This window comes from Streptomyces sp. NPDC018026 (assembly GCF_044327745.1).
Classification (GTDB): domain Bacteria; phylum Actinomycetota; class Actinomycetes; order Streptomycetales; family Streptomycetaceae; genus Streptomyces; species Streptomyces rubrogriseus.
Genome location: NZ_JBIRFY010000008.1, coordinates 237,180 through 261,191, shown reverse-complemented (window position 1 = coordinate 261,191; position 24,012 = coordinate 237,180). Strand labels below are relative to the sequence as shown.

Here is a 24,012-nt window from a genome sequence, read left to right as displayed (position 1 = left end):
GTTCCGGGATGCGGACGGGCGCGGCACGCCCTTGCCGCCGCTAGCGTTCCGGCGCTAGCTTCGAGGTATGGCGAAGACCCGGAAGGCCCAGCTGAACGTGCGGGTGGACGAGGGCACCGCCCGGGCGGCCCGCGAGAAGGCCCTGGCCCGGGGGGTGAGCGTGAACCGCTACATCGAGGAACTGGTCCGGCAGGACACCGGTGAGGCGGGCCGCACCTTCGTGGAGGCCGCCGCGGACTTCATGCGCCAGTACGAGAAGGTGTTCGCCGAGGAGGCCGGCGAGGGCCGACGCTGAGCCGTCGCACGCGTCCCGGATGAACGACCTCACCATCGACCTCGCCTGGCTGCTGATGCTCGCCGAGCGGCGCACCCCCGGTGACCCGCAGGTCACCGACTGGGGAGCGCTCGTCGCGGCCGTCGCCCGCCACCGGGCCGAGATATTCGACACCCCCGTCTACGACACCCCGCACGCCCGCGCCGCCGCGCTGCTCCAGCTGCTGATCCACGTCCCGGCGCTGGAGCGCTCCAACGCCCTGTTCGCCTCCGCGGTCGCCTACGCCTACCTGGTCGCCAGCGGGGTGGAGGTCGTCACCACGCCGGAGCGGGTGCGGGACCTCGCGCTGCTCGTGAAGAAGGGCGAGGCGTCGGTCGAGGAGATCGCGGACGAACTGCGCGGCTGGAGCGGGTGACCGCGCCCGTCGCACCGCCGTTCAGGACGGTCGCCAGGCCGTGCCCAGGGCGCAGTACGAACTCGGCAGGGCCGGCCCGTGCTCCGGCATCATCAGCTGCCGGTAGGGCCCGAGGGTGAACCCCGCCTCCCGCAGCGCGGCCACCGGTTCGCGGGAGAGGTGGCAGCCGCCGGACAGGGGAGGCCACAGCGTCCGGTCCAGCGCCCGCTGGGTGAAGGTCATCGCCCGCCCGCCGCCCCGGCCGTGCTCGAAGAACCGCACCTGTCCGCCCGGCTTCAGGACGCGCCGCAGCTCCGCGAGCGCGCGCGGCACGTCCCGGACACTGCACAGCACCAGCGAGACCACGGCCGCGTCGAAGGCCTCGCTCTTGACCGGCAGGGCCTCCGCAGCGCCCGGCGCCACGTCCACCGGAACCTCGGCGCGCAGTGCCGCCTCCACCGCCAACTGCCGCAGCACCCGCTCCGGTTCGATGGCGACGACCTCGGACACGGTGCCCGGATAGTGCGAGAAGTTCAGCCCGTTGCCCGCGCCGACCTCGATGACCCGCCCGGTCAGTCCGGCGAGCAGCCGCCGGCGCACGCGGGCCATGCCCATCCGGGTCTCGGCGCCCACACTGACGCGGGCGTAGTAGCGGGCGAACAGCGGATGGTGCACGGCGTCCCGCGGCACCCCGCGGGCCCGGGCGGATCGCAGCGGCATGGGACCTCCCTCACCAGGCGGCAGCCTTACCGCGATTCTCCCCCGCGCGGGCCCGGTGCACCCACCGCGCGAGCGACTCGGCCCTAGACCGACCGCGTGGCCCCGGCCCCCTGCGGCAGCGGCCGGGACCCCTCCCGCGTCCTCCCGGACCGTCCGCCTCGGCCCGGACCTTTCCGCCGCCTACCGGACCCTCCTGCCGCCCGTCCCGAGCATCCCGTCGGTCACGGGCCGTGCCGGTCGCCGAACGCGTCCGCGTCCCAGGTGCCGTCCAGGGGCGGCGCCAGCCAGCGCGGCGCCGCCGACCGGAAGGCGGCCGGGGTGAGGGACCCCGCCCCGGCCGGGACCGCGCCGAGGAGCGGAGCGCCGGACACGTCCGGGAGGTCCGCGAGGTTGCAGCGGGCGGCGAGGTCCGGGGCCCCGGGCCAGCTGCCGATCACCAGCCCGGGCAGCTCCAGCCCCCGGGAACGCAGCTCGCGCGCCGTCAGCTCGGTGGTGTTCAGGGTGCCCAGCCCCGCCGACGTCACCAGCAGCACCGGTGCGCCCAGCAGACCGGCGACGTCGGCCAGCGTGCCGCCCTCCGTGTCGAAGCGTACGAGCAGTCCGCCCGCGCCCTCGACCAGCACCAGATCGTGCTCCGTGGCGAGTTTGGCCGCGGCCTCCGCCACCTCCCACGGACGCACCGGTGCCCGTCCGGCCCGGCGCGCGGCCGTGCCCGGCGCCAAGGGTTCGGGGAACCGGGCCACCTCGGCGACCGTGGCGTTCCCGGCCAGGCGGGCCACTTCCCGGGCGTCCCCGGTCTCGTCCGGACCGACGCCGGTCTGCGCCGCCTTGAGCACGGCCACCGTCCGGCCGCCCGCCAGGGCCGCAGCGGCCGCCGCGGCGGTCACGACCGTCTTGCCGACCTCCGTGCCCGTGCCCGTGATCACCAGTACCGGCATGTCATCCCTCCCGTGCCGCCGCGCAGACCGCGCGGGCGACGCGTGCCACGTCCGCGTCGCCCGTGATGTACGGCGGCATGGTGTAGACCAGGTCGCGGAACGGGCGCAGCCACACGCCCTCACGCACGGCCGCCCGCGTCGCGGCCCGCATGTCGACGGCGTGGTCGAGCTGCACCACCCCGATCGCGCCGAGCACCCGCACGTCCCGCACGCCGGGCAGCTCGGCGGCGGGCGCGAGCCCCCCGGTGAGGCCCGTCTCGATGCGCTTGACCTCCGCGCGCCAGTCCTGGCCGAGCAGCAGCCCGATCGACGCGCACGCCACGGCCGCGGCCAGCGGATTGCCCATGAACGTCGGCCCGTGGGCCAGCACCGGTACCTCGCCCCGCGAGATGCCCTCGGCCACCCGCGAGGTGCACAGGGTGGCCGCCATCGTCAGGTAACCGCCGGTCAGCGCCTTGCCCACGCACATCACGTCCGGCGTCACCGCCGCGTGCTCCGCCGCGAACAGGGCGCCCGTGCGGCCGAAGCCGGTCGCGATCTCGTCGAAGACCAGCAGGACGTCGTGCGCGTCGCACGCCTCGCGCAGCACCCGCAGGTACGCGGGGGAGTGGAAGCGCATCCCGCCCGCGCCCTGCACCACCGGCTCCACGATCACCGCGGCCAGTTCGCCGGCGTGCCGCTCGATCAGTGACCGCAGGTGGTCGGCGTACGTCTCCTCGTACTCCGTCGGCGGCGCGTCCGCGAAGACCTGGCGCGGCAGGACACCGGACCACAGCTCGTGCATGCCGCCCTCGGGGTCGCACACCGACATGGGCTGCCAGGTGTCGCCGTGGTAGCCGCCGCGCCAGGTGAGCAGGCGGCGCTTGCCGGGGCGGCCGAGCGAGCGCCAGTACTGCAGGCACATCTTCACGGCGACCTCGACCGACACCGACCCGGAGTCGGCGAGGAACACGTGCTCCAGGCCCTCGGGAGACATGTCGACAAGGAGCTTCGCCAGCCGTACGGCGGGCTCGTGGGTGAGCCCGCCGAACATCACATGGCTCATCCGCTCAAGTTGCTCGCGGGCGGCCGTGTTCAGCACCGGGTGGTTGTAGCCGTGGATCGCCGACCACCAGGACGACATCCCGTCGACCAGATCCCCGGAGCCGTCGGCCGGCCGCAGCCGTACCCCGCTCGCCGACTCCACGACCAGCGGGTCCTGCCGGCCGGGCATGGGCCCGTACGGGTGCCAGACGTGCCGCCGGTCCAGGTCCAGCAGTTCGGCGACGTTCGGCGCGGCCTCAGGCATTGGGCGCGAGGTCCGTCCCGGCGCCGCGGCGGCGTACCGCCACCAGGTCCGTGCGGGGCTCCTCGGCCGGGCGCGGCGTCGTGGACGCGGGCGCGGGGGCGCACACTCCACCACCGGCGTGCGACCCGCAGCCCCCGCCCCGCACCGATGCGCGGTGCTCCGGAAGGGTGACCTCGCCCGCGCCCTCCACCTCGAAGCCGGCGTCCGCGATCATCTCCAGGTCCGCGTGGCCCGCCTGGCCCTCGCTGGTGAGGTAGTCGCCGAGGAAGATCGAGTTGGCCAGGTGCAGCGCGAGCGGCTGCATCGTGCGCAGATGGACCTCGCGCCCGCCCGCGATGCGCACCTCGACGTCCGGGCAGACGAACCGCGTCATCGCCAGGATGCGCAGGCACCGCTGCGGGGTGAGGTGCCACTCCTTGGCCAGCGGCGTGCCCTCCATCGGGATCAGGAAGTTGACCGGCACCGAGTCCGGGTCCAGCTCGCGCAGCGAGAAGACCACGTCGACCAGGTCCTCGTCGCTCTCGCCCATGCCCGCGATGAGCCCCGAGCAGGCGGACAGCCCGGCGGCGTGCGCCTTGTTGACCGTGTCCACCCGGTCGGCGTAGGTGTGCGTGGTCGTGATGTCGCCGTACGTCGACTCGGAGGTGTTGAGGTTGTGGTTGTAGGCGTCGGCCCCGGCCTCCCGCAGCCGCTCCGCCTGGCCGTCGGAGAGCAGCCCCAGGCAGGCGCAGACCTCCACGGACTCGTTCTGCTCCTTGATGGCCTTGATGGTGTCCGACACGCGGTCCACGTCCCGCTCCGTCGGACCGCGTCCGCTGGCCACCAGGCACACGCGCTTGGCGCCCCCGGACACTCCGGCCGCGGCGGCCGCCGAGGCCTGGTCGGGCTTGAGCCAGGTGTACTTGAGGATCTCCGCCTTGGAGCCCAGCCGCTGCGAGCAGTAGGAGCAGTCCTCGGGGCACAGGCCCGACTTGAGGTTGACGAGATAGTTGAGTTTCACCCGTCGGCCGAACCAGTGGCGGCGCACCTTTCCGGCCGCGGCCACCACGTCGAGCAGGTCGTCGTCGGAAGTGGCGAGGACGGCGAGCGCCTCCTCGCGGGTCGGCGACTCGCGCCGAAGCCCCTTGTCCACCAGCGTGTTCAGCAGGTCCATGAGAGCCGATCCTGTCCTAAGGGGCCGTCCGCGGCCAAGGAGACTTTGCACAACACTGACAGATCGACGTGTGGGTATTGCCACACCTCGCGGGGGTGGCCGGACCGCTAATGTCTGTTCATTGCCTACAAAACCCCGGAGGACCGTGCCATGGCGTTCGGCTGGATCGAGGAGCAGGACCGGGCGCGCCGCGAGGCCGGACTCGTACGGGTTCTGCGCCCCCGCCCGGCGGCGTCCTCGCTGCTGGACCTGGCGAGCAACGACTACCTGGGTCTGGCCCGGCACCCGGAGGTGGTGGAAGGGGCGGCCTCGGCCGCGCGGACCTGGGGCGGCGGCGCGACCGGCTCCCGGCTGGTGACCGGCACCACCGCACTGCACGCCGAACTCGAACGCGAACTGGCCGAGTTCTGCGGTTTCGAGGCCGCGCTCGTCTTCTCCTCCGGCTACGCGGCCAACCTCGCCGCGGTCACCGCGCTGGCACCGCACGGCAGCCTCGTCGTCTCCGACGCGGGCAACCACGCCTCGCTGATCGACGGTTGCCGGCTCGCCCGCGGCACCACCCAGGTCGTGGGGCACGCCGACCCGGACGCCGTGCGCAAGGCACTGGCGACGCACGACGGACCCGCGCTGGCCGTCTCCGACACGGTCTTCTCGGTCGACGGCGACGCCGCGCCCCTGGCGGCACTGGCCGACGCGTGCCGGGCGTACGGGGCCGGGCTCGTCGTCGACGACGCCCACGGTCTCGGTGTCCTCGGTGACGGCGGCCGGGGCGCCCCGCAGGGCGCGGGCCTCGCGGGCCGCGACGACGTCGTCGTGACCGTCACGCTGTCCAAGTCGTTCGGCGCCCAGGGCGGCGCCGTGCTGGGCCCCGCCCGGGTCGTCGACCACCTGGTCAACGCGGCCCGCACGTTCATCTTCGACACGGGACTCGCCCCCGCCGCCGCCGGAGCGGCCCTCGCGGCGCTCAGGCTGCTCGTCCGCGAGCCGGAGCGTGCGGCGCGGGCCCGTGCCGTCGCCGCCGAACTGCACGAACGGCTGACCGCCGCGGGTCTGGACGCGGTACGTCCGGACGCCGCGGTCGTCTCGGTGCGCGCACCCTCCCCGGAGGAGGCCGTGCGGTGGGCGGCCGACTGCCGGGCGGCCGGCCTGTCCGTGGGCTGCTTCCGCCCTCCTTCGGTGCCCGACGGCATCTCACGGCTCAGGCTGACCGCTCGCGGGGACCTCTCCCGGGAACAGATCGAGCGCGCTGTACGGGTGATCGGCGAAACGCGGCCATGAGTCGGCGGGACACGGCCGTGCGTCGTCCGGTGTCCGGCGCGGTCAGCCGCGGCCGGCGCCGGCGGTGAACGCCGTCCAGCTCCCGGGGGAGAAGAGCAGGGCGGGTCCGGCCGGGTTCTTGGAGTCGCGCACGGCGAGCAGTCCGGCGCCGGGGCCGGCCGACGGACGGGCCGTCTCCACACAGTTGTTCGCTCCGGTGCTGTAGCTGCTGCGCAGCCACCGGACACCGGGCATATCGGTGCCGGCAGGGATGTTCCGGGGACGTTCGGACATGGAGCCTGACATGGTGCCTCCTTACGCGCCTGCCGCGGTCGCGGCGATGAAGTCCAACGAGTCCTCGGGCGAAAGGGCATGGATCAGAAGGGCGTTGAAGGCCTCGGTATAGGCCTCTAGGTCTTCTTTCCGTTCGAGGTGCAGGCTACTCGTCAAGTGGTCGAGAACAACCACGTCCAGATCAGAAGTGCTCGAAAATGAGAAGATTACGAAAGGGCCGGTGACACCGATGTGCGCCCCGGCGGCAAACGGCAGGACCTGGAGCCGGACATGGGGGAGCTGCGCCGCCTCGACCAGTCTCGCCAGTTGACGGGCCATCACCCCGGGCCCGCCCACCTCCCGGCGCAGCACCGCCTCGTCCAGGACCGCGCTCAGCTCCAGCGGCGGCTCGCCCCGCAGCACGTCCTGCCGGGCCAGCCGGACCTCGACCAGCGTGTCCAGCCGTTCCGCCGGCATCCCGTCCACGGCGGCGCGCGTCACCGCGCGGGCGTACTCCGGCGTCTGGAGCAGGCCGGGCACCACCGTGGTCTCCAGCGTGCGCATCGCGGCGGCCTGCGACTCCAGGCTGATGAAGTCCCGGTAGGTCGGCGGCAGCACCCCGCGGTACGCGTGCCACCAGTGGTTGCGTCCCCCCGCGTCCTCGGAGCGCGCCAGCATCACCAGCAGTCCCCGCAGCTGCTCGTCGGCCACGCCGTAGGCGTCCAGCAGTAACCGCACGTCGGCCGGTTTCGCCCCGCTCGTGCCGGTCTCGATCCGGCTGACCTTCGACTGGTGCCAGCCCACGAGCCGGGCCGCCTCACCGCTGGTGATGCCCGCCGACGTGCGCAGGGCGCGCAGTTCCGCGCCCAGCTTCCGGCGGCGCACCACGGGACCGTGCTGCATGGGACAACTCCCTTACTCCTTATGAGTCGCCCAAATACGCTCTGCCGTCGCAGAGTTCACCGCTTCGAGCGACAGATATATGCATATCTTGGTGGATCGCCGCCCTTCACAGGTCCGGTGATGGCAGTCTGGCGGCGAAGCACCAGTCCGGGACCGTACTCGAACCATCCGCTCCGTGTCGGGCCGCGGTCCCGTGAGAAAGGGACGACGTCGCCATGGCAGACCATCTGGAAGCATCCGTCACTCTGCCGAGCGATCCCGCCTCGGTGGCCGCCGCGCGGACCTACGTGGTCGGCACCCTGGGGGAGTGGGGCCTGCCGGGCGACGCCGACCTGTCGGACACGGTGCGGCTCATCGTCTCCGAACTGGCGACCAATGCGGTCCAGCACACGTTCGGGCAGTCACCCACCTTCACGGTGGACCTCGTCCTCGACCGCGACGAGCGGCTGCGCCTCGGCGTCACGGACAGCCACCCGCGCTTCCCCAAGCGCCTGCCCGCCGCCGTCCAGCAGGACAACGGCCGGGGCATGGTGATCATTCGCTGGCTGACCGCCGAGTGCGGCGGCAAGCTGAGAGTCAGGCCCACCCGCGAGGGCGGCAAGACCGTCTCCATCGAACTGCCCTGGACGCCCCCGCGCGGACCGGCCGCGCCCGCGGGGGTGACGGCGGGACAGAACGCCGTCACCCCCGCGGGCGGGCTACTTGACCCGGCCGTACCAGACGCTTGAGGTCCAGATCTTCTCCAGGCGCACCACGGCGCCGGTCTTCGGCGCGTGCCAGATCCGGCCCTTCCCGGCGTAGATGCCGACGTGGTAGACGCTGCTGCCGGAGTGGAAGAACACGAGGTCACCGGCCTTGCGGTTCCTCACGGACACCCGGCTGGTCTTGTTGTACTGCTGGGCCGCGGTGCGCGGCAGCTTCTTGCCGGCCTTCTTGAACGAGTACAACGTCAGGCCGGAACAGTCGAACCGGTGCGGGCCGGTGGCACCCCAGCGGTACGGGGCGCCCTTCTTGGAGGCCGCGATCCTGAGGGCTTTCGTCGCATGACTCGCCGCGGCCGCCTCGGCGGCGACACCGGGGACCACGACGGAGCCGCCCACGGCGGCGAGGGTGAGAGCCGAGGCCGTACCGGCACGGGCCATCAGCGACGGGACACGATTGAGCGCGGACATGCGCAACCCTTCGTCAGCCGCCTGTGAAGGATGACCTGTCGGATTCGGGCTGGCGAAGTTGCCCGGCCGCGGTGTGCGGCTTCACCCCAAGGACCGCCGGGCCCGGTGCCTCTCGCGGAGGCGGCCGTGCCGGCGACCCGTCGTGCTCGGGTCCTCCACTCCTGCCGATCCACTTCCCTTGCGACCGGTCGTCCGGACGGCGGCAGGACTCGGCGTCCGCCCGGACCGCCCCGCCGCTGCGGCGGGGGCTTGTCGTCAGTCACGGATCTTGTCCCGCCCCGAGGGGAATTCCCAACGGAACGTGCCCTTTGTGTTGTTACGTCCCACTCACCCGTCCGGGTCGACGCCCTCCTGTTCGAAGCGCCGCCGCAGGCGGTGGCGGCCCCGGGACCAGCGGTGCAGTGGGGTCTCGCGCCGGCGGAGCGCACGACTGCCGCAACTTCGGCCGGTCGCGAATCGGAGGTGTTCCTACGCCGAAAGGGGGTACGTCGTTTGGTCCGTTTCGACCCGGGGTTTCTCAACTCTCGGAAGCGGGCGGGAGACCGACCCGCGCCGTCCGCCGCTCACCGTCGAGCACGCGCAGCGCCCGGGCCAGGGTGGCGGCGTGCACCTCCGTCTCGCCCCGCCGGTGCATCACCGTCAGCGCGTCACGCAGCGCCGCCGCCTTGCCGACCAGTGCCTGGGCGGCCCGCAGCCCGCGGTAGGTGTCGCCGTCCCGGCCGGGGTTGATGCGTCCGAGCAGGTCGACGACGTCCAGATAGCGGTCGACGACCTCGGCCTCGGCGCGGGTCAGTGCGGGCAGCGGCGGCAACTCGGGTGGCAGCACGGGCCGATCACCTCGCGCCGGGCGAGGCGGGCGGGGTCCTGCGGCCCGGCACGATCCGGTCCACCAGCCCGTACTCCAGCGCCTGCCGGGCGTCCAGGACCGTGTCCCGCTCGATGTCCTCGGCCACCTGCTCGGGAGAGCGGCCGGTGTGCCGTACGAGGATCTCCTCCAGGCGGGCGCGGACCCGGACCAGTTCCCCGGCGTGGACGGCCAGGTCGCTCGCCTGCCCCCGCACCGGTTCGGTGAGCGCCGGCTGGTGGAGCACCACCCGGGCGCCCGGCAGGACGGCGCGCTTGCCGGGGGTGCCCGCCGCCAGCAGCACGGCGGCGGACGAACCGGCCTGCCCGAGGCAGGTGGTGGCCACGTCGCAGGCGACGTGGCGCATCGTGTCGTAGATCGCGGTCATGGCGGTGAAGGAGCCGCCGGGCGAGTTGACGTACAGCTCGATGTCCCGGTCCGGCGCCTGGTGCTCCAGATATATGAGCTGCGCCGTCACGTCGTTCGCGGAGGCCTCGTCGACCGGTGTCCCGAGGAACACGATCCGCTCCTGGAGCAGCTTGGAGTACGGGTCCGACGTCCGGGTCCCCGCGCTGGTGCGCTCGGTGAACTCCGGCAGGACATGGCGGGCGGGCGGCCGGGTCATGACGAACCCCTCCTCGTGGCAGAACCGACTTCGGCTGCACTGTCTCTGTAAAAAATGTACAGGACGTACGCTTGCTTGGGCGTGGAGTCGAGAGCGGATTCGGGCGGAACCGTAAGCTGGGGCCATGGCCTACGAGATTCCGGTGACGCAAGCCAGGGCCGAGCTGGCCGACCTGATCAACCGGGTGGTGTACGGCGGTGAGCGCGTCGTCGTGACGCGGCACGGCAAGCCTCTCGTCGCCCTCGTCTCCGCCGCCGACCTCGAGCGGCTGGAGGAGGTCCGGGAACCCTCGGACACCCAGGTGACCATCACCTCGGTCGCCGGCGTCCACGACACGGCCGCCACCTCGGCACGCCCCGAGCACCACCGCTTCGGCATCGCCGCGGAGCACCGGGGGTCCGAACCGTCCTAGGGCGGGGCGCGCGTCCGGGTGCGGGCATGCGGGGGATCGCCGACGGCACCGGTAATCAATCGGTCAAAACCGGGTGACGTGGCCGTAACACTGTAGCCCTAGTCTGCACCCCGATCCACCTGCGGTTTCTCGGGCACCGGTGGGTGCATACCGGCCCATTCATGTGTGTTACATCTAGAGCCGTCGCGGTGGCCGCGGCAGCCGGACCTGCCGGTCCTGGCGTGATGCCCTGTGAGGTGGTAAATGCAACTGACCCCGCACGAGCAGGAGAGACTGCTCATCCATGTGGCCGCGGACGTGGCGGAGAAGCGCCGCGCACGAGGTGTCAAGCTCAATCATCCCGAGGTCGTCGCGCTGATCACCGCGCACATCCTCGAAGGCGCCCGGGACGGGCGCAGCGTCGGCGAACTGATGTCCTCCGGACGCAAGCTGATCCAGCGCGACGAGGTCATGGAGGGCATCCCCGAGATGATCCACGACGTGCAGGTCGAAGCCACCTTCCCCGACGGGACCAAGCTGGTCACCGTCCACGAACCGATCATCTGACGGGGGCGGCAGTCGTGATCCCCGGAGAGATCCTCTTCGCCGACGAGCCGGTCGCCTTCAACGAAGGCCGCGCGGCCGTCCGCCTGACCGTGCTCAACACCGCCGACCGGCCCGTCCAGGTCGGCTCCCACTACCACTTCGCCGAGGCCAACCCCGGTCTCGAGTTCGACCGCGCCGCGGCGCACGGCAGGCGGCTGGACATCGCCGCCGGCACCGCCGTCCGGTTCGAGCCCGGCATCCCCGTCGACGTGCGGCTGATCCCCCTCGCGGGCGCCCGGGTCGTCGTCGGACTGCGCGGCGCGACCGGAGGTGCCCTCGATGCCTGAACTGTCCCGCACCGCCTACGCCGACCTGTTCGGCCCGACCACCGGCGACCGCGTCCGCCTCGCCGACACCGACCTCTTCGTCGAGATCGAGGAGGACCGGTCCGGCGGTCCCGGCCGCTCCGGCGACGAAGCCGTCTTCGGCGGCGGCAAGGTGCTGCGCGAGTCCATGGGGCAGTCGCGCACCACCCGCGCCCAGGGCGCTCCCGACACCGTGATCACCGGTGCCCTGATCATCGACCACTGGGGGATCGTCAAGGCCGACATCGGCATCCGCGACGGACGCATCACCGGCATCGGCAAGGCCGGGAACCCGGACACCATGGACGGCGTCCACCCCGACCTCGTCATCGGCCCCGAGACGGAGATCGTCGCGGGCAACGGCAAGATCGTCACCGCGGGCGGCATCGACACCCACGTCCACTTCATCGCGCCGAGCGCCGTCGACGAGGCCCTGGCGTCCGGCGTCACCACCCTCATCGGCGGCGGCACCGGCCCGGCCGAGGGCAGCAAGGCGACCACCGTCACGCCCGGCTCCTGGCACCTCGCGTGGATGTTCGCCGCCCTGGAGTCGAGCCCGGTCAACATCGGCTTCCTCGGCAAGGGCAGCACCATGTCGAAGGAGTCCATGCGTGACCAGCTGCGGGCCGGTGTCCTCGGCTTCAAGATCCACGAGGACTGGGGCGCCACCCCCGCCGTCATCTCCGCCTGCCTGGACGTGTGCGAGGAGTCGGGCGTCCAGCTCGCCGTGCACTCCGACACCCTGAACGAGGCCGGCTTCGTCGGTGACACCTTCGACGCGGTCGCGGGCCGCACCCTGCACGCCTTCCACGTCGAGGGCGCCGGCGGCGGCCACGCACCTGACATGATCACGGCGGTATCGCTGCCCAACATGCTGCCGGCGTCCACCAACCCGACCCGGCCGCACACCGTCAACACCGTCGAGGAACACCTCGACATGCTGATGGTCTGCCATCACCTCAACCCGGCCGTCCCCGAGGACCTCGCCTTCGCCGAGTCCCGGATCCGGCCCAGCACCATCGCGGCCGAGGACGTCCTGCACGACATGGGCGCGATCTCCATCATGTCGTCGGACGCCCAGGCCATGGGCCGCATCGGCGAGGTGATCCTGCGGACCTGGCAGACCGCGCACGTGATGAAGCGCAGGCGCGGCTTCCTGCCCGGCGACACCCGCGCGGACAACCTGCGGGCCCGTCGCTATGTCGCCAAGTACACCATCAATCCCGCCGTCGCCCAGGGCATCGAGCACGAGGTCGGCTCCGTCGAGACCGGCAAGCTCGCCGACCTGGTGCTCTGGGACCCCCGCTTCTTCGGCGTCAAGCCGCAACTCGTCATCAAGGGCGGCCAGATCGCCTACGCGCAGGTGGGTGACGCCAACGCCTCCATTCCGACGCCGCAGCCGGTGCTGCCGCGCCCGATGTACGGGGCGCTGGGAACCGCTCCCGCCACCAACTCGGTCAACTTCGTCTCCGAGCAGGCCGTCGAGGACGGGCTGGCGGAACGGCTCGGGCTCGGGCGGGCGTTCGTGCCCATCCGGTCCACCCGCGGCCGGACCAAGGCCGACATGCGGCAGAACGACGCGCTGCCCCGCGTGGAGGTCGCCGCGGACTCCTTCGCGGTGACCATCGACGGCGAACTCGTCGAACCCGCACCCGTCGCCGAACTGCCGCTGGCCCAGCGGTACTTCCTCTTCTGAGCGCGGAGATGAGCCGCGCAGCACTGCTCGTCCTCGCGGACGGCCGCTTCCCCGCCGGAGGGCACGCCCACTCCGGCGGGGCGGAGGCCGCCGTCCGGGTGGGACGTATCACGGACGCCGCGAGCCTGGAGGCGTTCTGCCGGGGGCGCCTGCACACGAGCGGGGTCGTCGCGGCGTGCGTCGCGGCGGCCGCCGCGCTGGGGGCCGACCCCGGGGAACTCGACCGGGCCGCCGACGCCCGCACCCCGTCGCCCGCCCTGCGGGTGGCGGCGCGCCGACTGGGGCGGCAGCTGATGCGGGCCGCCCGCGCGACCTGGCCGAGTGCCGAACTCGACGCCCTGGCCTCGCTGTTCCCCAAGGGGGCCCATCAGCCCGTCGTGCTCGGGCTCGCCGCGCGTGCGGCCGGGCTCGGGGCGCTCGACGCGGCGTACTGCTCCCTCTACGAGGGGGTGAGCGGACCCGCGACGGCCGTCGTGCGGCTGCTCGGTCTCGATCCGTTCGACGCGACGGGGGTGCTGGCGCGGCTCGCGGGAGAGCTCGACCGGGTCGCCGCGGACGCCGTGGAGGTGGCGGAGCGCGTGGTGAGCGACGGGGCCGGTGTGCTGCCCGCGCGGTCGGCGCCGTTGCTGGAGATCGGGGCGGAGGCGCATGCCGCCTGGCCTGTGAGGTTGTTCGCCTCGTAGGTGGGTTCGCCCCCGCCGCCCCTTCCCGTTCCCGACCCCAGGGGCGCTGCCCCTTCCACCCCGCCAGGGGGCTGTGCCCCCTGGACCCCCGTTCGGCCTGGACGGCCTCGTCCTCAAACGCCGGACGGGCTCATTTCCCCCGACTTTGCCAGGAGTTGCCGTATGCATCTTGACCATCACCTCGAATCCCCCGCCGCCGTCTCCGCCGACGCGCGTCGGCCCGACGGGACGCGGCGGGCGCTGCGGATCGGACTCGGCGGGCCCGTCGGGTCCGGGAAGACCGCCACCGTCGCCGCCCTGTGCCGGGCGCTGCGGGCGGAGCTGTCCCTCGCCGTGGTGACCAACGACATCTACACCCGGGAGGACGCCGAGTTCCTGCTCCGCGAGGCGGTGCTGCCGCCCGAGCGGATCACCGCCGTGGAGACCGGCGCCTGCCCGCACACCGCGATCCGGGACGACATCTCAGCCAACCTGGAGGCCGTCGAAGACCTGGAGGACGAGGTCGGCCCGCTCGATCTGGTCCTGGTGGAGTCCGGTGGGGACAACCTCACCGCCACCTTCTCCAGGGGACTCGTCGACGCGCAGGTGTTCGTGATCGACGTGGCGGGCGGCGACGACATCCCGCGCAAGGGCGGGCCCGGAGTCGCCACCGCCGACCTGCTCATCGTCAACAAGACCGACCTCGCGCCGTACGTGGGCTCCGACCTCGCGCGCATGGCCGCCGACGCCAAGGCGGTGCGCGGTGAACTGCCCGTCGTACTGCAGTCGCTGCGCGGCGAGGACGGCGTGCGGGAGGTCGCCGACTGGGTGCGGGAGCGGATCGCCGCGTGGACCGCGTGACCACCGCCGCCGGCGGTGTCCGGGCGAGCGCCCGCGTCCTCGCCCGCGGTGACGGGCGCGGGGGCACCGTGCTGCCCGTCCTGGAGGGCGAGGGCCCCCTCGCCGTGCGGCGGACCCGGGGGAGCGGGGCCGAGACCCGGGTGATGCTGGTCGGCGCGATGAGCGGGCCGCTCGGCGGCGACCGCTTCGAGGTCGGGGTGCACGCCGCGAACGGCGCCCGGCTGCGGGTCGGCTCGGCCGCCGCCACCCTCGCCCTGCCCGGGCAGGACAAGGCCGGGGCCCGCTACGACGTCCGGCTCACCGTCGACGAGGACGCGGAACTGTGCTGGCTGCCGGAGCAGTTGATCTCCGCGGGCGGCAGCGAACTCACCGTCACCACGTCCGTCGACCTCGCCGCGGGGGCGCGGCTGCTGCTGCGCGAGGAGCAGGTGCTCGGGCGGGCCGGGGAGGAACCGGGGCGCCTGACCAGCCGTCTCACCCTGCGGATCGACGGACGGTGCGTCCTCGACCAGGAGCTGTCGTGCGGGCCCGGCGCGCCGGGTGGCTGGGACGGACCGGCCGGGCTGGCGGGACACCGCGCAGTCGGCCAGCTGGTCGTCGTCCGGCCCGGCTTCGCCGCCGAGCCACCGGCGGCGCGCGTGTTCGAGGAGGGCGCGGCCGTCATGCCGCTCGCGGGGCCCGCAGCGCTGGTGACCGCCGTGGCGCCGGACGCGCTCCGGCTGCGACGGCTGCTGGACGGGGCGCTGGCCTCGCTGGACTGAGTCTCCGTCCACGGGTCGTCCACAGGCCGGCCACGGGCCGGCCGACGGCCCCGCCGAACGAACGCCCTTCTCCGTTTATCGGATTGGCAAAGAAGTAGTACTGACTCTGTTCTCAGGAAACCCACAGCGGCGAGGATCCCCGTACTTGTCGCGAACACGTACGGGGAGGGCCACTTGAGGAAGAGCAGCATACGGCGGCGGGCGACCGCGTTCGGCACGGCCGGAGCGCTGGTCACCGCCACGCTGATCGCCGGCGCCGTGTCGGCACCCGCCGCGAGCGCCACCCCGGCCGACGGCCACGGGCGGGGCTGGGACCGGGAGGCGCGCGGTGCCGCCATCGCCGCCGCCCGCGCCGCCCGGGCGGGCATCGACTGGCAGGACTGCGCCGCCGACTGGAACCTGCCCAAGCCCATCCAGTGCGGCTACGTCACGGTGCCGATGGACTACGCCAAGCCGTACGGCAAGCAGATCAAGCTCGCCGTCGACCGCATCGGCAACACCGGCACCAGGAGCGAGCGCCAGGGCGCGCTCATCTACAACCCCGGCGGCCCCGGCGGCTCCGGCCTGCGCTTCCCGGCCCGCGTCACGAGCAAGAGCGCGGTCTGGGCCAACACCGCCAAGGCCTACGACTTCGTCGGCTTCGACCCGCGCGGCGTCGGCCACTCCGCCCCCATCTCCTGCGTCGACCCGCAGGAGTTCGTCAAGGCACCCAAGGCCGACCCCGTGCCCGGCTCCGAGGCCGACAAGCGCGCCCAGCGCAAGCTCGCCCGCGAGTACGCCGAGGGCTGCTTCGAGCGCAGCGGCGAGATGCTCCCGCACATGACCACGCCGAACACCGCGCGCGACCTCGACGTCATCCGCGCCGCCCTCGGCGAGAAGAAGCTCAACTACCTCGGCGTCTCCTACGGCACCTACCTCGGCGCCGTCTACGGCACCCTCTTCCCGGACCACGTCCGCCGCATGGTCGTCGACAGCGTCGTCAACCCCTCCCGCGACAAGATCTGGTACCAGGCCAACCTGGACCAGGACGTCGCCTTCGAGGGCCGCTGGAAGGACTGGCAGGACTGGGTCGCCGCGAACGACGCCGCCTACCACCTCGGCGACACCCGCGCCGAGGTCCAGGACCAGTGGCTGAAGCTGCGCGCCAGGGCCGCGAAGGAGCCGCTGGGCGGCGTCGTCGGACCGGCCGAGCTGATCTCCTTCTTCCAGAGCGCCCCCTACTACGACTCCGCCTGGGCGCCGACCGCGGAGATCTTCAGCAAGTACGTCGCCGGTGACACCCAGGCGCTCGTCGACGCCGCCGCACCCGACCCGTCCGACACCGCGGGCAACGCCTCCGCGGAGAACGGCAACGCCGTCTACACGGCCGTCGAGTGCACCGACGCCAAGTGGCCGTCCAACTGGCGCACCTGGGACCGGGACAACACCCGGCTCCACCGCGACCACCCGTTCATGACCTGGGCCAACGCCTGGATGAACCTGCCCTGCGCCACCTGGCCGGTCAAGCAGCAGACCCCGCTGAACGTGAAGACCGGCAAGGGACTTCCGCCGGTGCTGATCGTCCAGTCCGAGCGTGACGCCGCCACCCCGTACGAGGGCGCCGTCGAACTGCACCAGCGGTTCAGGGGCTCCCGGCTCATCACCGAGCGGGACGCCGGGTCGCACGGCGTGACCGGACTGGTCAACCCGTGCATCAACGACCGGGTGGACGCCTACCTGCTCACCGGCAAGCTGGACGCCCGCGACGTGACCTGCGCGCCGCACGCCACGCCCAAGCCGTAACCCGGACCGGGGACGAGCGGCAAGGGGGGGTGACCGGTCCGACCGGTCACCCCCTGACACCTCTGTCGCTACCGTCCCTCGGCCCAGGCGTCCTCCGCCGCGTAGTCGAAGAGGTCGCCGTACGCCTCGAACATCTCCGGATAGGCCTCCCGCCAGTCCCGCCCGGCCAGCCGCTCCTCGATGAAGGCCACCGTCTCCGGCAGGGCATCGGCGTACCGGACCACCGGGCGATAGCCCAGTTGCTCCCGGGCCGCGCCCATGTCGCACACCACCGGCGCGGGCACGGTCCACGGGGTGTCCCCGACGCCGTCCACCGGCGGCCCGTCCAACAGCAGGTCCCGCGTCCGAACCCCCATCACCGCGTCGATCTCCGCCGCGATCTCCGCCACCGTCGGGGCGTCCGGATCCACCGCGTTCAGCACGCGCGTGCCCGGTCGCGGGGCGGCCAGCCGGATCAGCTCGGCGATGTTGCGCACGCTCGCCGGGTGGAAGCGGCTCGCACCGCCGTACGCGAGCACGCGCCGGCGCCTGCCGTCGAGGTTGCGCTTGACGAAGTACAGCTCGCGCGGAGTCCGGCAGTACGGGCCGTGGATCGCGCCCGCCCGCAGCAGCGTCACCGGCAACCGGTCGCCCGCCGCGAGGAGTTCCCGCTCCAGCGCCGCCTTGCCGGTGCTGTACGAGCCGTTCCCCGGGCGGACGGTGCGCTGCGTCTCCGTGATCGGCACGGGATACGCGGGGAAGCCGTCCGGCTCGGCCTGCGTGTCGAAGCCGCGGCCCCTGTCGTCCTCGTAGACCGAGACGCTGGAGATCACCACCGCCGAGCCGACCCGCCCGGCGAGCGAGACCAACTGCCGTGCCTCCCGCTCCCCGTAGGCCACCACGTCCACCAGCACGTCGCAGCCCCCGCCCACCGCCGCCGACAGCGCCGCGTCGTCCTCCCGGTCGGCCCGGACCACCCGTACGCCCTCCGGCCACCGCCCGTCCCGGTCGCCGCCCCGCGAGACGGCCGTCACCTCCCAGCCGTCCCGGGCCAGCGCGTCGACCGCCGCCCGCCCGATCTGTCCCGTCGCCCCGAGCACCACCGCACGTGTCATACGGCGACGGTAGGCGCCCGGCCCCCACCGGGCACGCCCTTCTGCCGACGGCAGACGGGGCCGCGGGTTCCCCCGGCTAGTGGTGCGGCAACCGGGGGAACCTGCGGCCCCGGGCCGCCCTCTCGGCCTCCTCGGCCCTCACGTCCGCCGCGTACCGGTCGACGTACTCCTGACCGGAGAGGGAGAGGATCGCGTAGACGATCTCGTCGGTGACGGCGCGCAGTACGGCCTTCTCGCCCTCCATGCCCGCGTAGCGGGAGAAGTCGAGGGGTTCGCCGAAGCGGATGACCACCGGGTGCAGCTTCGGGATCTTCCGGCCCGGCGGCTGCGCCTCGAAGGTGCCGATCATCGCGCAGGGCACGACCGGCACCCCGGCCCTGAGCGCCATCACCGCCACGCCGACCTTGCCCTTGTACAGCCGGCCGTCGTGCGAGCGGGTGCCCTCCGGATAGATGCCGAGCAACTCGCCCCGGCCCAGCACGCCGAGGCCCTCGCGGATCGCGGCCTGCCCGGCCTCCTTGCCCGAGCGGTCCACGGGGATCTGCCCCGCGCTGCGGAAGAAGAACGCGGTCAGCCTGCCCTTGAGGCCCGGCCCGGTGAAGTACTCCGCCTTGGCCAGGAAGGTGATGCGGCGCTTGAGCACCGCGGGCATGAGGAAGTGGTCCGAGAATGAGAGGTGGTTGCCCGCGACGATGGCCGCCCCCGACCCCGGGACATGGTCGAGCCCCTCGATCCGGGGGCGGAAGACGACCCTCAGCAGCGGGCCCAGCAGTACGTACTTGAGCACGTAGTAGAACACGGTGTGTCTCCCAGTTCTCCGGGCTCCCGGCCGGTCGTCCGCGGCCGTTGATCGATCGTAGCCCGACCTCGCCGAAACCGGCCGGGACCGGTTCGGCCGCTCTTCGGTCAACTCGATTGACGCGGCACCGCACCTCCTCTGTGCTGTCCGTCAGCAAAGGCGCGAAGCCCGGGCGACGCACGGCCCGCGGCGGGGGCGCGACCGGGGGGAGGGCGGATGACCGGTGGATCGGCACGGACGGCGGGACCTGCGCGGACGGCCGGACCGGCAGGGGGGACCGGACCGGCAGGGGCGGCCGGGGCTCCGTGGGCCGAGTTCGGGCGGCAGTTGCGCTCGCTGCGCAGGGCGGCCGGACTCACCCAGCTGCAACTCGGCCTGCGCGTGGGCTACCACCACTCCGCCGTGAGCAAACTCGAGGCGGGCCTGCGCGAACCGCCCGTGGGGCTGGTGCGAAGACTCGACGCGGTGCTGGAGACGGGCGGCGAGCTGGCCGCGACCGTCGCCGCGCCGCGCGAGGTGCCGCGGAGACCGGGCCGTTTCCCGGCCGACCCGGCGCTGTTCACGCCGCTGCCCGGCGCGGACGCCCCCGCGGGGCAGGGCGCGCCGGACTCCCGGATGTGGCCCGCGCGGCTGCCCGCCGAGGGGCTGGCCTGCCCGCTGCACGGCACCGCGGGGTGCGCGGTGCCCGATCCGGGTGAGTTACCGGCGCTGCTCGACGGGCCGGGTCCGGCGGGCGGCCCGGCCCCTTCCTGGGGCACCGGCACCGGAGCGGCGGTCGCCGAGGCGGAGTTGCTGCACGGCCTCACCGCGGTGCTGGCCTGCCTGATCCGGGAGGCGTTCCGGCACGAGGGCCGCGTGACGGCCGTCGAGGGGCTGCTGCGGGCCTTGGCCCGCTGGGCGGGCGAGGTCAACTCCGCCGGGCGGCTGCCGTACGGGCAGTTGCGGCTCGGCGCGCAGTACGCCCAGGTGGCCGGCCGGCTGCGGATGGAGCGCGGGCAGATCGGCGTGGCCATGGCCTGGTTCGGCCACGGACTGCGCTGGGCGGACGCGGTCCAGGACGCCTCGGCCCGCGCGACCCTGCTCAGCGACATGTGCACCCTGGTCCGGCTCGACGGGGACCCTTCCCTGATGCTCGGGTACGCGCAGGGCATCGGCGCGGTGGACGCGCGGCGCCGGTGGATGGCCACCCTCTCGGACCTCTACCAGGCGCGCGGCCACGCCCTGGCGGGCGACTCGGCGGCGTGCCGCCGGCACGTCTCCCTGGCCCGGCGGGGGTTCGCCCGCCTCGGTCCGCAGGACCACCTGGAAGCGCCCTGGATGGCCGGGGCCGAGGGCGCGATGCGGGTGGACTCGGCGATCGGCGGCGCCCTGCGCGACCTGGCCGTCGCGACCGGGGACCGGACGGCGGCCCGACGCGCGGTCGACGCCACCGCACGCTCGCGCGCGCAGGTGCCGCCCCAGATGCGCGGTGCCCGGCTGCTGCTCACCCTGCGGCTGGCGGACAGCTGGGCGTGTGCGGGCGATCCCGGCGCCGCCGTCGCCCTCGCCTCGGAGGTCCTGCCGGAGGCGGTGCGCTCGCGCGAGTCGATGGTCACCGCCGAACTGCGCGGCCTGCACACCCGGCTCACCGGGCAGTGGGCCGACCTGCCCGAGGTCAGGGCCTACCGGGAGCGGCTGCGGGACGCGGGGGAGTGAGGCGGGGAGCGAGGCGGGGGAGGCGCCGTTGGCGCACGGGGCAGCGAGGCGCGCGGCAACTTTCCGACCCGCACGCCTACTTGCCGGATTTTGACAGGACCGTACCGCGCCCACGGAGCCGTTGATTCCGGTGCGGCGGGGTGTGAGGGTTCCGCCCAGCCCGCGACATGACATGCAAATGACACCTGATGGACGCGTCCCCGCACCCCAGGGTGCGCGTTCGGCATGCCACGGCCCGGGCCGGCCCGCAAGGAGCCCCCCACTCTCACAAGGAGCCACGATGCTCAGACAGACCGCGGTGGCCGGGACAGTCCTGGCCATGACACTCGCAGGGGTGGTGGTACCGACCTCCCTCGCCTCGGCCTCGGAGCGGTCCGCGCCCTCCGCGGCGGAACCCAGTCCCGTCGAGAGGGCCGTCGCAGCCGCCGACCAGGCCGTACGCAGCGGCCTGGACGCCCTCGTCGCCGGCGGCCCCGACGAGCAGTACGACCGCCACCAGGTCACCCCCTGGGACAAGAACCTGTTCTCCGTCGCCTACGAGCGCACCTACAACGGTCTGCCGGTGGTCGGCGGCGACGCCGTCGTCCTCGCCGACGGCAAGGGAAGGGTCCGCGCCGTCCAGTCCGCCACCGAGGGCGCGATAGCCGTGCCCACCGAGGCCGCGATCAAGGCCGAGCAGGCGGTGAAAACCAGCCGCAAGCAGCTCGCCGAGGTCGACAAGGTCGACTCCAAGCGGCTGGTGGTCCGGGTCAAGGACGACGTCCAGACCCTCGCCTGGGAGACCGTCCTCGTCGGCACCACCAAGGACCACGTGCCCAGCAAGCTGCACGTGTTCGTGGACGCCCGCACCGGCAAGGTCGTCGACAAGTACGACGACGTGAAGGCCGGCACCGGCCACAGCGAGTGGAACGGCCCCGACCCGCTGACCATCGACACCTCCCGCTCCGGCAGCCAGTACGCCCTGCGCGACACCACCCGCCCCGGCCTGCAGTGCTCGGACTACAACGGCGGCCTGTTCACCGGACCGGACGACGACTGGGGCACCGGCAACGCCTCCAGCCGCGAGACCGGCTGCGTCGACGTCATGTACGCGGCGCAGAAGGAGTCGGACATGCTCCGCGACTGGCTCGGCCGCAACGGCCACAACGGCAACGGCGGCAGCTGGCCCACCTCCGTCGGGCTCAACCAGCTCAACGCCTACTGGGACGGCTCCCGGGTCACCATCGGCCACAACAGCGCGGGCAAGTGGATCGCCGGCATGGACGTGGTCGGCCACGAGTACGGCCACGGCCTGGACAGCTACACCCCCGGCGGCGCCAACCACGAGAGCGGTCTGGGCGAGGCCACCGGCGACATCATGGGCGCCCTCACCGAGGCCTACGCCAACCAGCCCGCCGGGTACGACTCCCCCGACTACACCGTCGGCGAGGAGATCAACCTCCAGGGCCGCGGCCCGATCCGCAACATGTACAACCCCCAGCTGGTCAACAACGACCCCAACTGCTACTCCTCCGCCATCCCGAGGACCGAGGAGCACGCGGCCGCCGGGCCCATGAACCACTGGTTCTACCTCCTCGCCGAGGGCTCCAACCCCGGCGGCGGCAAGCCCTCCAGCCCCACCTGCGACGGCAGCCAGGTGACCGGCATCGGCATCCAGAACGCGGGCAAGATCTTCTACGGCGGCATGCTGCTCAAGACCAGCGGCATGACCTACAAGCGGTACCGCTCCGCCACCCTCACCGCGGCCAAGAACCTGGACGCCTCCTGCGACCTGTTCGACGCCACCAAGGCGGCCTGGAACGCGATCGACATCCCGGCCCAGAGCGGCGACCCCACCTGCACCCGGCAGGAGACCGACTTCTCGCTGGCCCTCAGCCCGGCGAGCGGCAACGTCGAGGCCGGTTCCGCGGTCAACGCCACGGTCAACACCAGCACCGTCACCGGCAGCGCCCAGCAGGTGTCGCTGACCGCCACCGGCACCCCGCCCGGCGTCAGCGTCACCTTCAGCCCGGCCACGGTCACCTCCGGCTCCAGCTCGACGATGCGGGTCGCCACCACCTCGGGCACCGCCGCCGGAACCTACTCGCTCACGGTCAAGGGCACGGCGGGCAGCAAGAGCCACACCGCCCAGTACACCCTCACCGTCGGCGGCGGCAACAACCCGGGCACGCCGCCCGACGTCGACGTCGCCCAGGTCCAGGCCCACCTGGCGCAGTTCGGTTCCATCGCCGCGCAGAACGGCGGCAACCGCCGCTCCACCGGCTCCGGGTACGACGCCTCACTCGCGTACGTGAAGGGCAGGCTGCAGGCGGCCGGCTACACCGTCACCGAGCAGACCTGCACCTCCGGCTGCTCCGCCGGCGCGGGCAACAACCTGATCGCCGAGTGGCCGAAGGGCGACGCGAACAGCGTCTACATGTTCGGCGCCCACCTGGACGGCGTCTCGGCCGGCCCCGGCATCAACGACAACGGTTCCGGTTCCGCCGCCCTCCTCGAGACGGCGCTGACCCTGGCCGAGCAGAACCCGACCATGGAGAACCGCGTCCGCTTCGCCTGGTGGACCGACGAGGAGCAGGGTCTGAACGGCTCCGACTTCTACGCCCGGAGCCTCTCCACGACCGACCGCTCCCGGATCAAGGCGTACTACAACTTCGACATGGTCGCCTCCGTCAACGGCGGCTACTTCATCAACAACCTGACCTCCTCGGCCTCCGCCCCGATGCGGGAGTACTGGACCTCCCTCGGCCTCGCCCCGCAGGAGAACGTCGAGGGCCAGGGCCGCTCCGACGACTACTCCTTCCAGCAGGTCGGCATCCCGACCTCGGGCTACGCCACCGGCGCCTCCGCGATCAAGTCGTCCACGGAGGCCGCCAAGTGGGGCGGCACCGCGGGCCGGTCCTACGACCCGTGCTACCACTCCGCCTGCGACACCACCTCCAACATCAACGCCACCGCGCTGAACCGCAGCGCCGACGGCATCGCCTACACGATCTGGAAGACCGCCGTCGGAGACGCGCCCAACCCGCAGGACGACTTCTCGATCTCCGCGAACCCGTCCTCGGGCACCGTCGACCCGGGCAGCTCCGCGTCCGTCACCGTGAGCACTGCCACGACCAGCGGCGACGCGCAGAACGTGCGGCTGTCGGCGTCCGGCGCGCCGACCGGGGTGAGCGTGAGCTTCAGCCCGGACTCGGTCACCTCCGGCCAGTCCTCGACCGCCACGGTCCAGGTCGCCGCGGGCACGGCCGGCGGCACCTACACCCTGACCTTCACGGGTGCGGGCACCGTCACCCACACCACCACGTACACCCTCACCGTGTCCGGCGACGACGGCGGTGAGACCACCTGGCAGCTGGGAGCCACCTACGCGGCCGGTGACGTGGTGAGCTACAACGGCGTCAGCTACCGGTGCATCCAGGGCCACACCGCCTACCCCGGCTGGGAGCCGCCGAACGTCCCCGCCCTGTGGCAGCGCCTGTGACACACGGCTGAGAAACGCCTGACACGCCGACGGGCGGT

25 protein-coding genes are annotated in these 24,012 nt (G+C 72.9%); 14 read left to right on the top strand and 11 right to left on the bottom strand.

Annotated features, from left to right (window positions below; genetic code table 11):
- Nucleotides 1–67 precede the first annotated feature (67 nt).
- Nucleotides 68–295: a toxin-antitoxin system HicB family antitoxin gene (locus tag ACH4D3_RS25325; protein WP_398326003.1), complete on the top strand. Its 228-nt coding sequence runs from the start codon at nt 68–70 to the stop codon at nt 293–295.
- Nucleotides 296–314: 19 nt separating this feature from the next.
- Nucleotides 315–689 (top strand): fic family toxin-antitoxin system, toxin component, encoded by a 375-nt coding sequence (locus tag ACH4D3_RS25320; RefSeq protein ID WP_398326000.1) that lies wholly within the window; start codon nt 315–317, stop codon nt 687–689.
- A 21-nt stretch (nt 690–710) separates the two neighbouring features.
- On the opposite strand, the gene ACH4D3_RS25315 is transcribed toward ACH4D3_RS25320, so the two are convergent.
- From ACH4D3_RS25315 to bioB, 4 genes are all read right to left on the bottom strand, one after another.
- On the bottom strand, nt 711–1,388 hold the full coding sequence (locus tag ACH4D3_RS25315) for a class I SAM-dependent methyltransferase (RefSeq protein ID WP_398325999.1): 678 nt from the start codon (nt 1,386–1,388) through the stop codon (nt 711–713).
- Between the two features lie 221 nt (nt 1,389–1,609).
- Nucleotides 1,610–2,326 (bottom strand): dethiobiotin synthase, encoded by a 717-nt coding sequence (bioD, locus tag ACH4D3_RS25310; RefSeq protein ID WP_398325996.1) that lies wholly within the window; start codon nt 2,324–2,326, stop codon nt 1,610–1,612.
- 1 nt (nt 2,327) lies between these two features.
- Complete coding sequence (locus ACH4D3_RS25305) at nt 2,328–3,614, bottom strand: adenosylmethionine--8-amino-7-oxononanoate transaminase (RefSeq protein ID WP_398325993.1); 1,287 nt, start codon at nt 3,612–3,614, stop codon at nt 2,328–2,330.
- A complete protein-coding gene (bioB, locus tag ACH4D3_RS25300) occupies nt 3,607–4,767 on the bottom strand; it encodes a biotin synthase BioB (protein ID WP_398325990.1) in 1,161 nt (386 codons plus the stop codon). The genes ACH4D3_RS25305 and bioB overlap by 8 nt, the downstream gene beginning before the upstream one ends.
- A gap of 150 nt (nt 4,768–4,917) precedes the next feature.
- Between bioB and ACH4D3_RS25295 the strand changes: the two genes are divergently transcribed.
- A complete protein-coding gene (locus ACH4D3_RS25295) occupies nt 4,918–6,045 on the top strand; it encodes an 8-amino-7-oxononanoate synthase (protein WP_398325987.1) in 1,128 nt (375 codons plus the stop codon).
- A 42-nt stretch (nt 6,046–6,087) separates the two neighbouring features.
- Here the strand turns inward: ACH4D3_RS25295 and ACH4D3_RS25290 are convergent, their stop codons facing one another.
- Complete coding sequence (locus ACH4D3_RS25290) at nt 6,088–6,318, bottom strand: DUF397 domain-containing protein (RefSeq protein WP_398326396.1); 231 nt, start codon at nt 6,316–6,318, stop codon at nt 6,088–6,090.
- Nucleotides 6,319–6,339: 21 nt separating this feature from the next.
- Nucleotides 6,340–7,200, bottom strand: a complete 861-nt coding sequence (locus ACH4D3_RS25285) for a helix-turn-helix domain-containing protein (protein ID WP_398325984.1) — start codon at nt 7,198–7,200, stop codon at nt 6,340–6,342.
- Between the two features lie 215 nt (nt 7,201–7,415).
- On the opposite strand from ACH4D3_RS25285, the gene ACH4D3_RS25280 reads away from it, so the two are divergent.
- Nucleotides 7,416–7,928: an ATP-binding protein gene (locus ACH4D3_RS25280; RefSeq protein WP_398325981.1), complete on the top strand. Its 513-nt coding sequence runs from the start codon at nt 7,416–7,418 to the stop codon at nt 7,926–7,928.
- Here ACH4D3_RS25280 and ACH4D3_RS25275 read toward each other — a convergent pair.
- From ACH4D3_RS25275 to ACH4D3_RS25265, 3 genes are all read right to left on the bottom strand, one after another.
- Nucleotides 7,899–8,372, bottom strand: coding sequence for a C40 family peptidase (locus tag ACH4D3_RS25275; protein ID WP_398325979.1), 474 nt, complete (start codon nt 8,370–8,372; stop codon nt 7,899–7,901). The two genes, ACH4D3_RS25280 and ACH4D3_RS25275, sit on opposite strands and share 30 nt — an antisense overlap.
- Nucleotides 8,373–8,889: 517 nt before the next feature.
- Nucleotides 8,890–9,198, bottom strand: a complete 309-nt coding sequence (locus ACH4D3_RS25270; protein WP_398325976.1) for a hypothetical protein — start codon at nt 9,196–9,198, stop codon at nt 8,890–8,892.
- A gap of 7 nt (nt 9,199–9,205) precedes the next feature.
- Nucleotides 9,206–9,841: an ATP-dependent Clp protease proteolytic subunit gene (locus tag ACH4D3_RS25265; RefSeq protein WP_398325973.1), complete on the bottom strand. Its 636-nt coding sequence runs from the start codon at nt 9,839–9,841 to the stop codon at nt 9,206–9,208.
- Between the two features lie 124 nt (nt 9,842–9,965).
- Between ACH4D3_RS25265 and ACH4D3_RS25260 the strand changes: the two genes are divergently transcribed.
- The 8 genes from ACH4D3_RS25260 (at nt 9,966) to ACH4D3_RS25225 (ending at nt 16,905) form a co-directional block, all read left to right on the top strand.
- A complete protein-coding gene (locus tag ACH4D3_RS25260) occupies nt 9,966–10,253 on the top strand; it encodes a type II toxin-antitoxin system Phd/YefM family antitoxin (RefSeq protein ID WP_398325970.1) in 288 nt (95 codons plus the stop codon).
- Between the two features lie 243 nt (nt 10,254–10,496).
- On the top strand, nt 10,497–10,799 hold the full coding sequence (locus ACH4D3_RS25255) for an urease subunit gamma (RefSeq protein WP_003977595.1): 303 nt from the start codon (nt 10,497–10,499) through the stop codon (nt 10,797–10,799).
- Nucleotides 10,800–10,813: 14 nt separating this feature from the next.
- The gene (locus ACH4D3_RS25250; RefSeq protein WP_398325966.1) at nt 10,814–11,125 is read left to right on the top strand and encodes an urease subunit beta; all 312 of its coding nucleotides are present in this window, start codon (nt 10,814–10,816) and stop codon (nt 11,123–11,125) included.
- A complete protein-coding gene (locus ACH4D3_RS25245; protein WP_398325963.1) occupies nt 11,118–12,839 on the top strand; it encodes an urease subunit alpha in 1,722 nt (573 codons plus the stop codon). The genes ACH4D3_RS25250 and ACH4D3_RS25245 overlap by 8 nt, the downstream gene beginning before the upstream one ends.
- Nucleotides 12,840–12,847: 8 nt before the next feature.
- Nucleotides 12,848–13,522: an urease accessory protein UreF gene (locus tag ACH4D3_RS25240; RefSeq protein ID WP_398325960.1), complete on the top strand. Its 675-nt coding sequence runs from the start codon at nt 12,848–12,850 to the stop codon at nt 13,520–13,522.
- 162 nt (nt 13,523–13,684) lie between these two features.
- Nucleotides 13,685–14,362: an urease accessory protein UreG gene (ureG, locus tag ACH4D3_RS25235; protein WP_398325957.1), complete on the top strand. Its 678-nt coding sequence runs from the start codon at nt 13,685–13,687 to the stop codon at nt 14,360–14,362.
- A complete protein-coding gene (locus tag ACH4D3_RS25230; protein WP_398326394.1) occupies nt 14,359–15,123 on the top strand; it encodes an urease accessory protein UreD in 765 nt (254 codons plus the stop codon). Before ureG ends, ACH4D3_RS25230 begins: the two co-directional genes overlap by 4 nt.
- A gap of 174 nt (nt 15,124–15,297) precedes the next feature.
- Nucleotides 15,298–16,905, top strand: a complete 1,608-nt coding sequence (locus ACH4D3_RS25225) for an alpha/beta hydrolase (RefSeq protein WP_398325954.1) — start codon at nt 15,298–15,300, stop codon at nt 16,903–16,905.
- Nucleotides 16,906–16,973: 68 nt separating this feature from the next.
- On the opposite strand, the gene ACH4D3_RS25220 is transcribed toward ACH4D3_RS25225, so the two are convergent.
- Nucleotides 16,974–17,999 carry an NAD-dependent epimerase/dehydratase family protein gene (locus tag ACH4D3_RS25220; RefSeq protein ID WP_398325951.1) on the bottom strand — a complete coding sequence of 342 codons (1,026 nt, stop codon included), beginning with the start codon at nt 17,997–17,999 and terminating at the stop codon, nt 16,974–16,976.
- Between the two features lie 76 nt (nt 18,000–18,075).
- Nucleotides 18,076–18,798, bottom strand: coding sequence for a lysophospholipid acyltransferase family protein (locus tag ACH4D3_RS25215; RefSeq protein ID WP_398325948.1), 723 nt, complete (start codon nt 18,796–18,798; stop codon nt 18,076–18,078).
- Nucleotides 18,799–19,014: 216 nt separating this feature from the next.
- Between ACH4D3_RS25215 and ACH4D3_RS25210 the strand changes: the two genes are divergently transcribed.
- Nucleotides 19,015–20,493 carry a helix-turn-helix domain-containing protein gene (locus ACH4D3_RS25210; protein ID WP_398325945.1) on the top strand — a complete coding sequence of 493 codons (1,479 nt, stop codon included), beginning with the start codon at nt 19,015–19,017 and terminating at the stop codon, nt 20,491–20,493.
- Nucleotides 20,494–20,773: 280 nt separating this feature from the next.
- Nucleotides 20,774–23,974 carry a M28 family peptidase gene (locus ACH4D3_RS25205; protein WP_398325943.1) on the top strand — a complete coding sequence of 1,067 codons (3,201 nt, stop codon included), beginning with the start codon at nt 20,774–20,776 and terminating at the stop codon, nt 23,972–23,974.
- Nucleotides 23,975–24,012: the final 38 nt, after the last annotated feature.

Excerpts from the sequence above, each read along its gene's own strand:
- ACH4D3_RS25315 (WP_398325999.1), bottom strand. The coding sequence starts at position 1,388 with ATGCCGCTGCGATCCGCCCGGGCCCGCGGGGTGCCGCGGGACGCCGTG.
- ACH4D3_RS25275 (WP_398325979.1), bottom strand. The coding sequence starts at position 8,372 with ATGTCCGCGCTCAATCGTGTCCCGTCGCTGATGGCCCGTGCCGGTACG.
- ACH4D3_RS25260 (WP_398325970.1), top strand. The coding sequence starts at position 9,966 with ATGGCCTACGAGATTCCGGTGACGCAAGCCAGGGCCGAGCTGGCCGAC.
- ACH4D3_RS25290 (WP_398326396.1), bottom strand. The coding sequence starts at position 6,318 with ATGTCCGAACGTCCCCGGAACATCCCTGCCGGCACCGATATGCCCGGT.
- ACH4D3_RS25220 (WP_398325951.1), bottom strand. The coding sequence starts at position 17,999 with ATGACACGTGCGGTGGTGCTCGGGGCGACGGGACAGATCGGGCGGGCG.
- bioB (WP_398325990.1), bottom strand. The coding sequence starts at position 4,767 with ATGGACCTGCTGAACACGCTGGTGGACAAGGGGCTTCGGCGCGAGTCG.
- ACH4D3_RS25305 (WP_398325993.1), bottom strand. The coding sequence starts at position 3,614 with ATGCCTGAGGCCGCGCCGAACGTCGCCGAACTGCTGGACCTGGACCGG.
- ureG (WP_398325957.1), top strand. The coding sequence starts at position 13,685 with ATGCATCTTGACCATCACCTCGAATCCCCCGCCGCCGTCTCCGCCGAC.
- ACH4D3_RS25240 (WP_398325960.1), top strand. The coding sequence starts at position 12,848 with ATGAGCCGCGCAGCACTGCTCGTCCTCGCGGACGGCCGCTTCCCCGCC.
- ACH4D3_RS25265 (WP_398325973.1), bottom strand. The coding sequence starts at position 9,841 with ATGACCCGGCCGCCCGCCCGCCATGTCCTGCCGGAGTTCACCGAGCGC.
- ACH4D3_RS25285 (WP_398325984.1), bottom strand. The coding sequence starts at position 7,200 with ATGCAGCACGGTCCCGTGGTGCGCCGCCGGAAGCTGGGCGCGGAACTG.
- ACH4D3_RS25210 (WP_398325945.1), top strand. The coding sequence starts at position 19,015 with ATGACCGGTGGATCGGCACGGACGGCGGGACCTGCGCGGACGGCCGGA.
- ACH4D3_RS25205 (WP_398325943.1), top strand. The coding sequence starts at position 20,774 with ATGCTCAGACAGACCGCGGTGGCCGGGACAGTCCTGGCCATGACACTC.
- bioD (WP_398325996.1), bottom strand. The coding sequence starts at position 2,326 with ATGCCGGTACTGGTGATCACGGGCACGGGCACGGAGGTCGGCAAGACG.
- ACH4D3_RS25325 (WP_398326003.1), top strand. The coding sequence starts at position 68 with ATGGCGAAGACCCGGAAGGCCCAGCTGAACGTGCGGGTGGACGAGGGC.
- ACH4D3_RS25295 (WP_398325987.1), top strand. The coding sequence starts at position 4,918 with ATGGCGTTCGGCTGGATCGAGGAGCAGGACCGGGCGCGCCGCGAGGCC.
- ACH4D3_RS25280 (WP_398325981.1), top strand. The coding sequence starts at position 7,416 with ATGGCAGACCATCTGGAAGCATCCGTCACTCTGCCGAGCGATCCCGCC.
- ACH4D3_RS25245 (WP_398325963.1), top strand. The coding sequence starts at position 11,118 with ATGCCTGAACTGTCCCGCACCGCCTACGCCGACCTGTTCGGCCCGACC.
- ACH4D3_RS25255 (WP_003977595.1), top strand. The coding sequence starts at position 10,497 with ATGCAACTGACCCCGCACGAGCAGGAGAGACTGCTCATCCATGTGGCC.
- ACH4D3_RS25320 (WP_398326000.1), top strand. The coding sequence starts at position 315 with ATGAACGACCTCACCATCGACCTCGCCTGGCTGCTGATGCTCGCCGAG.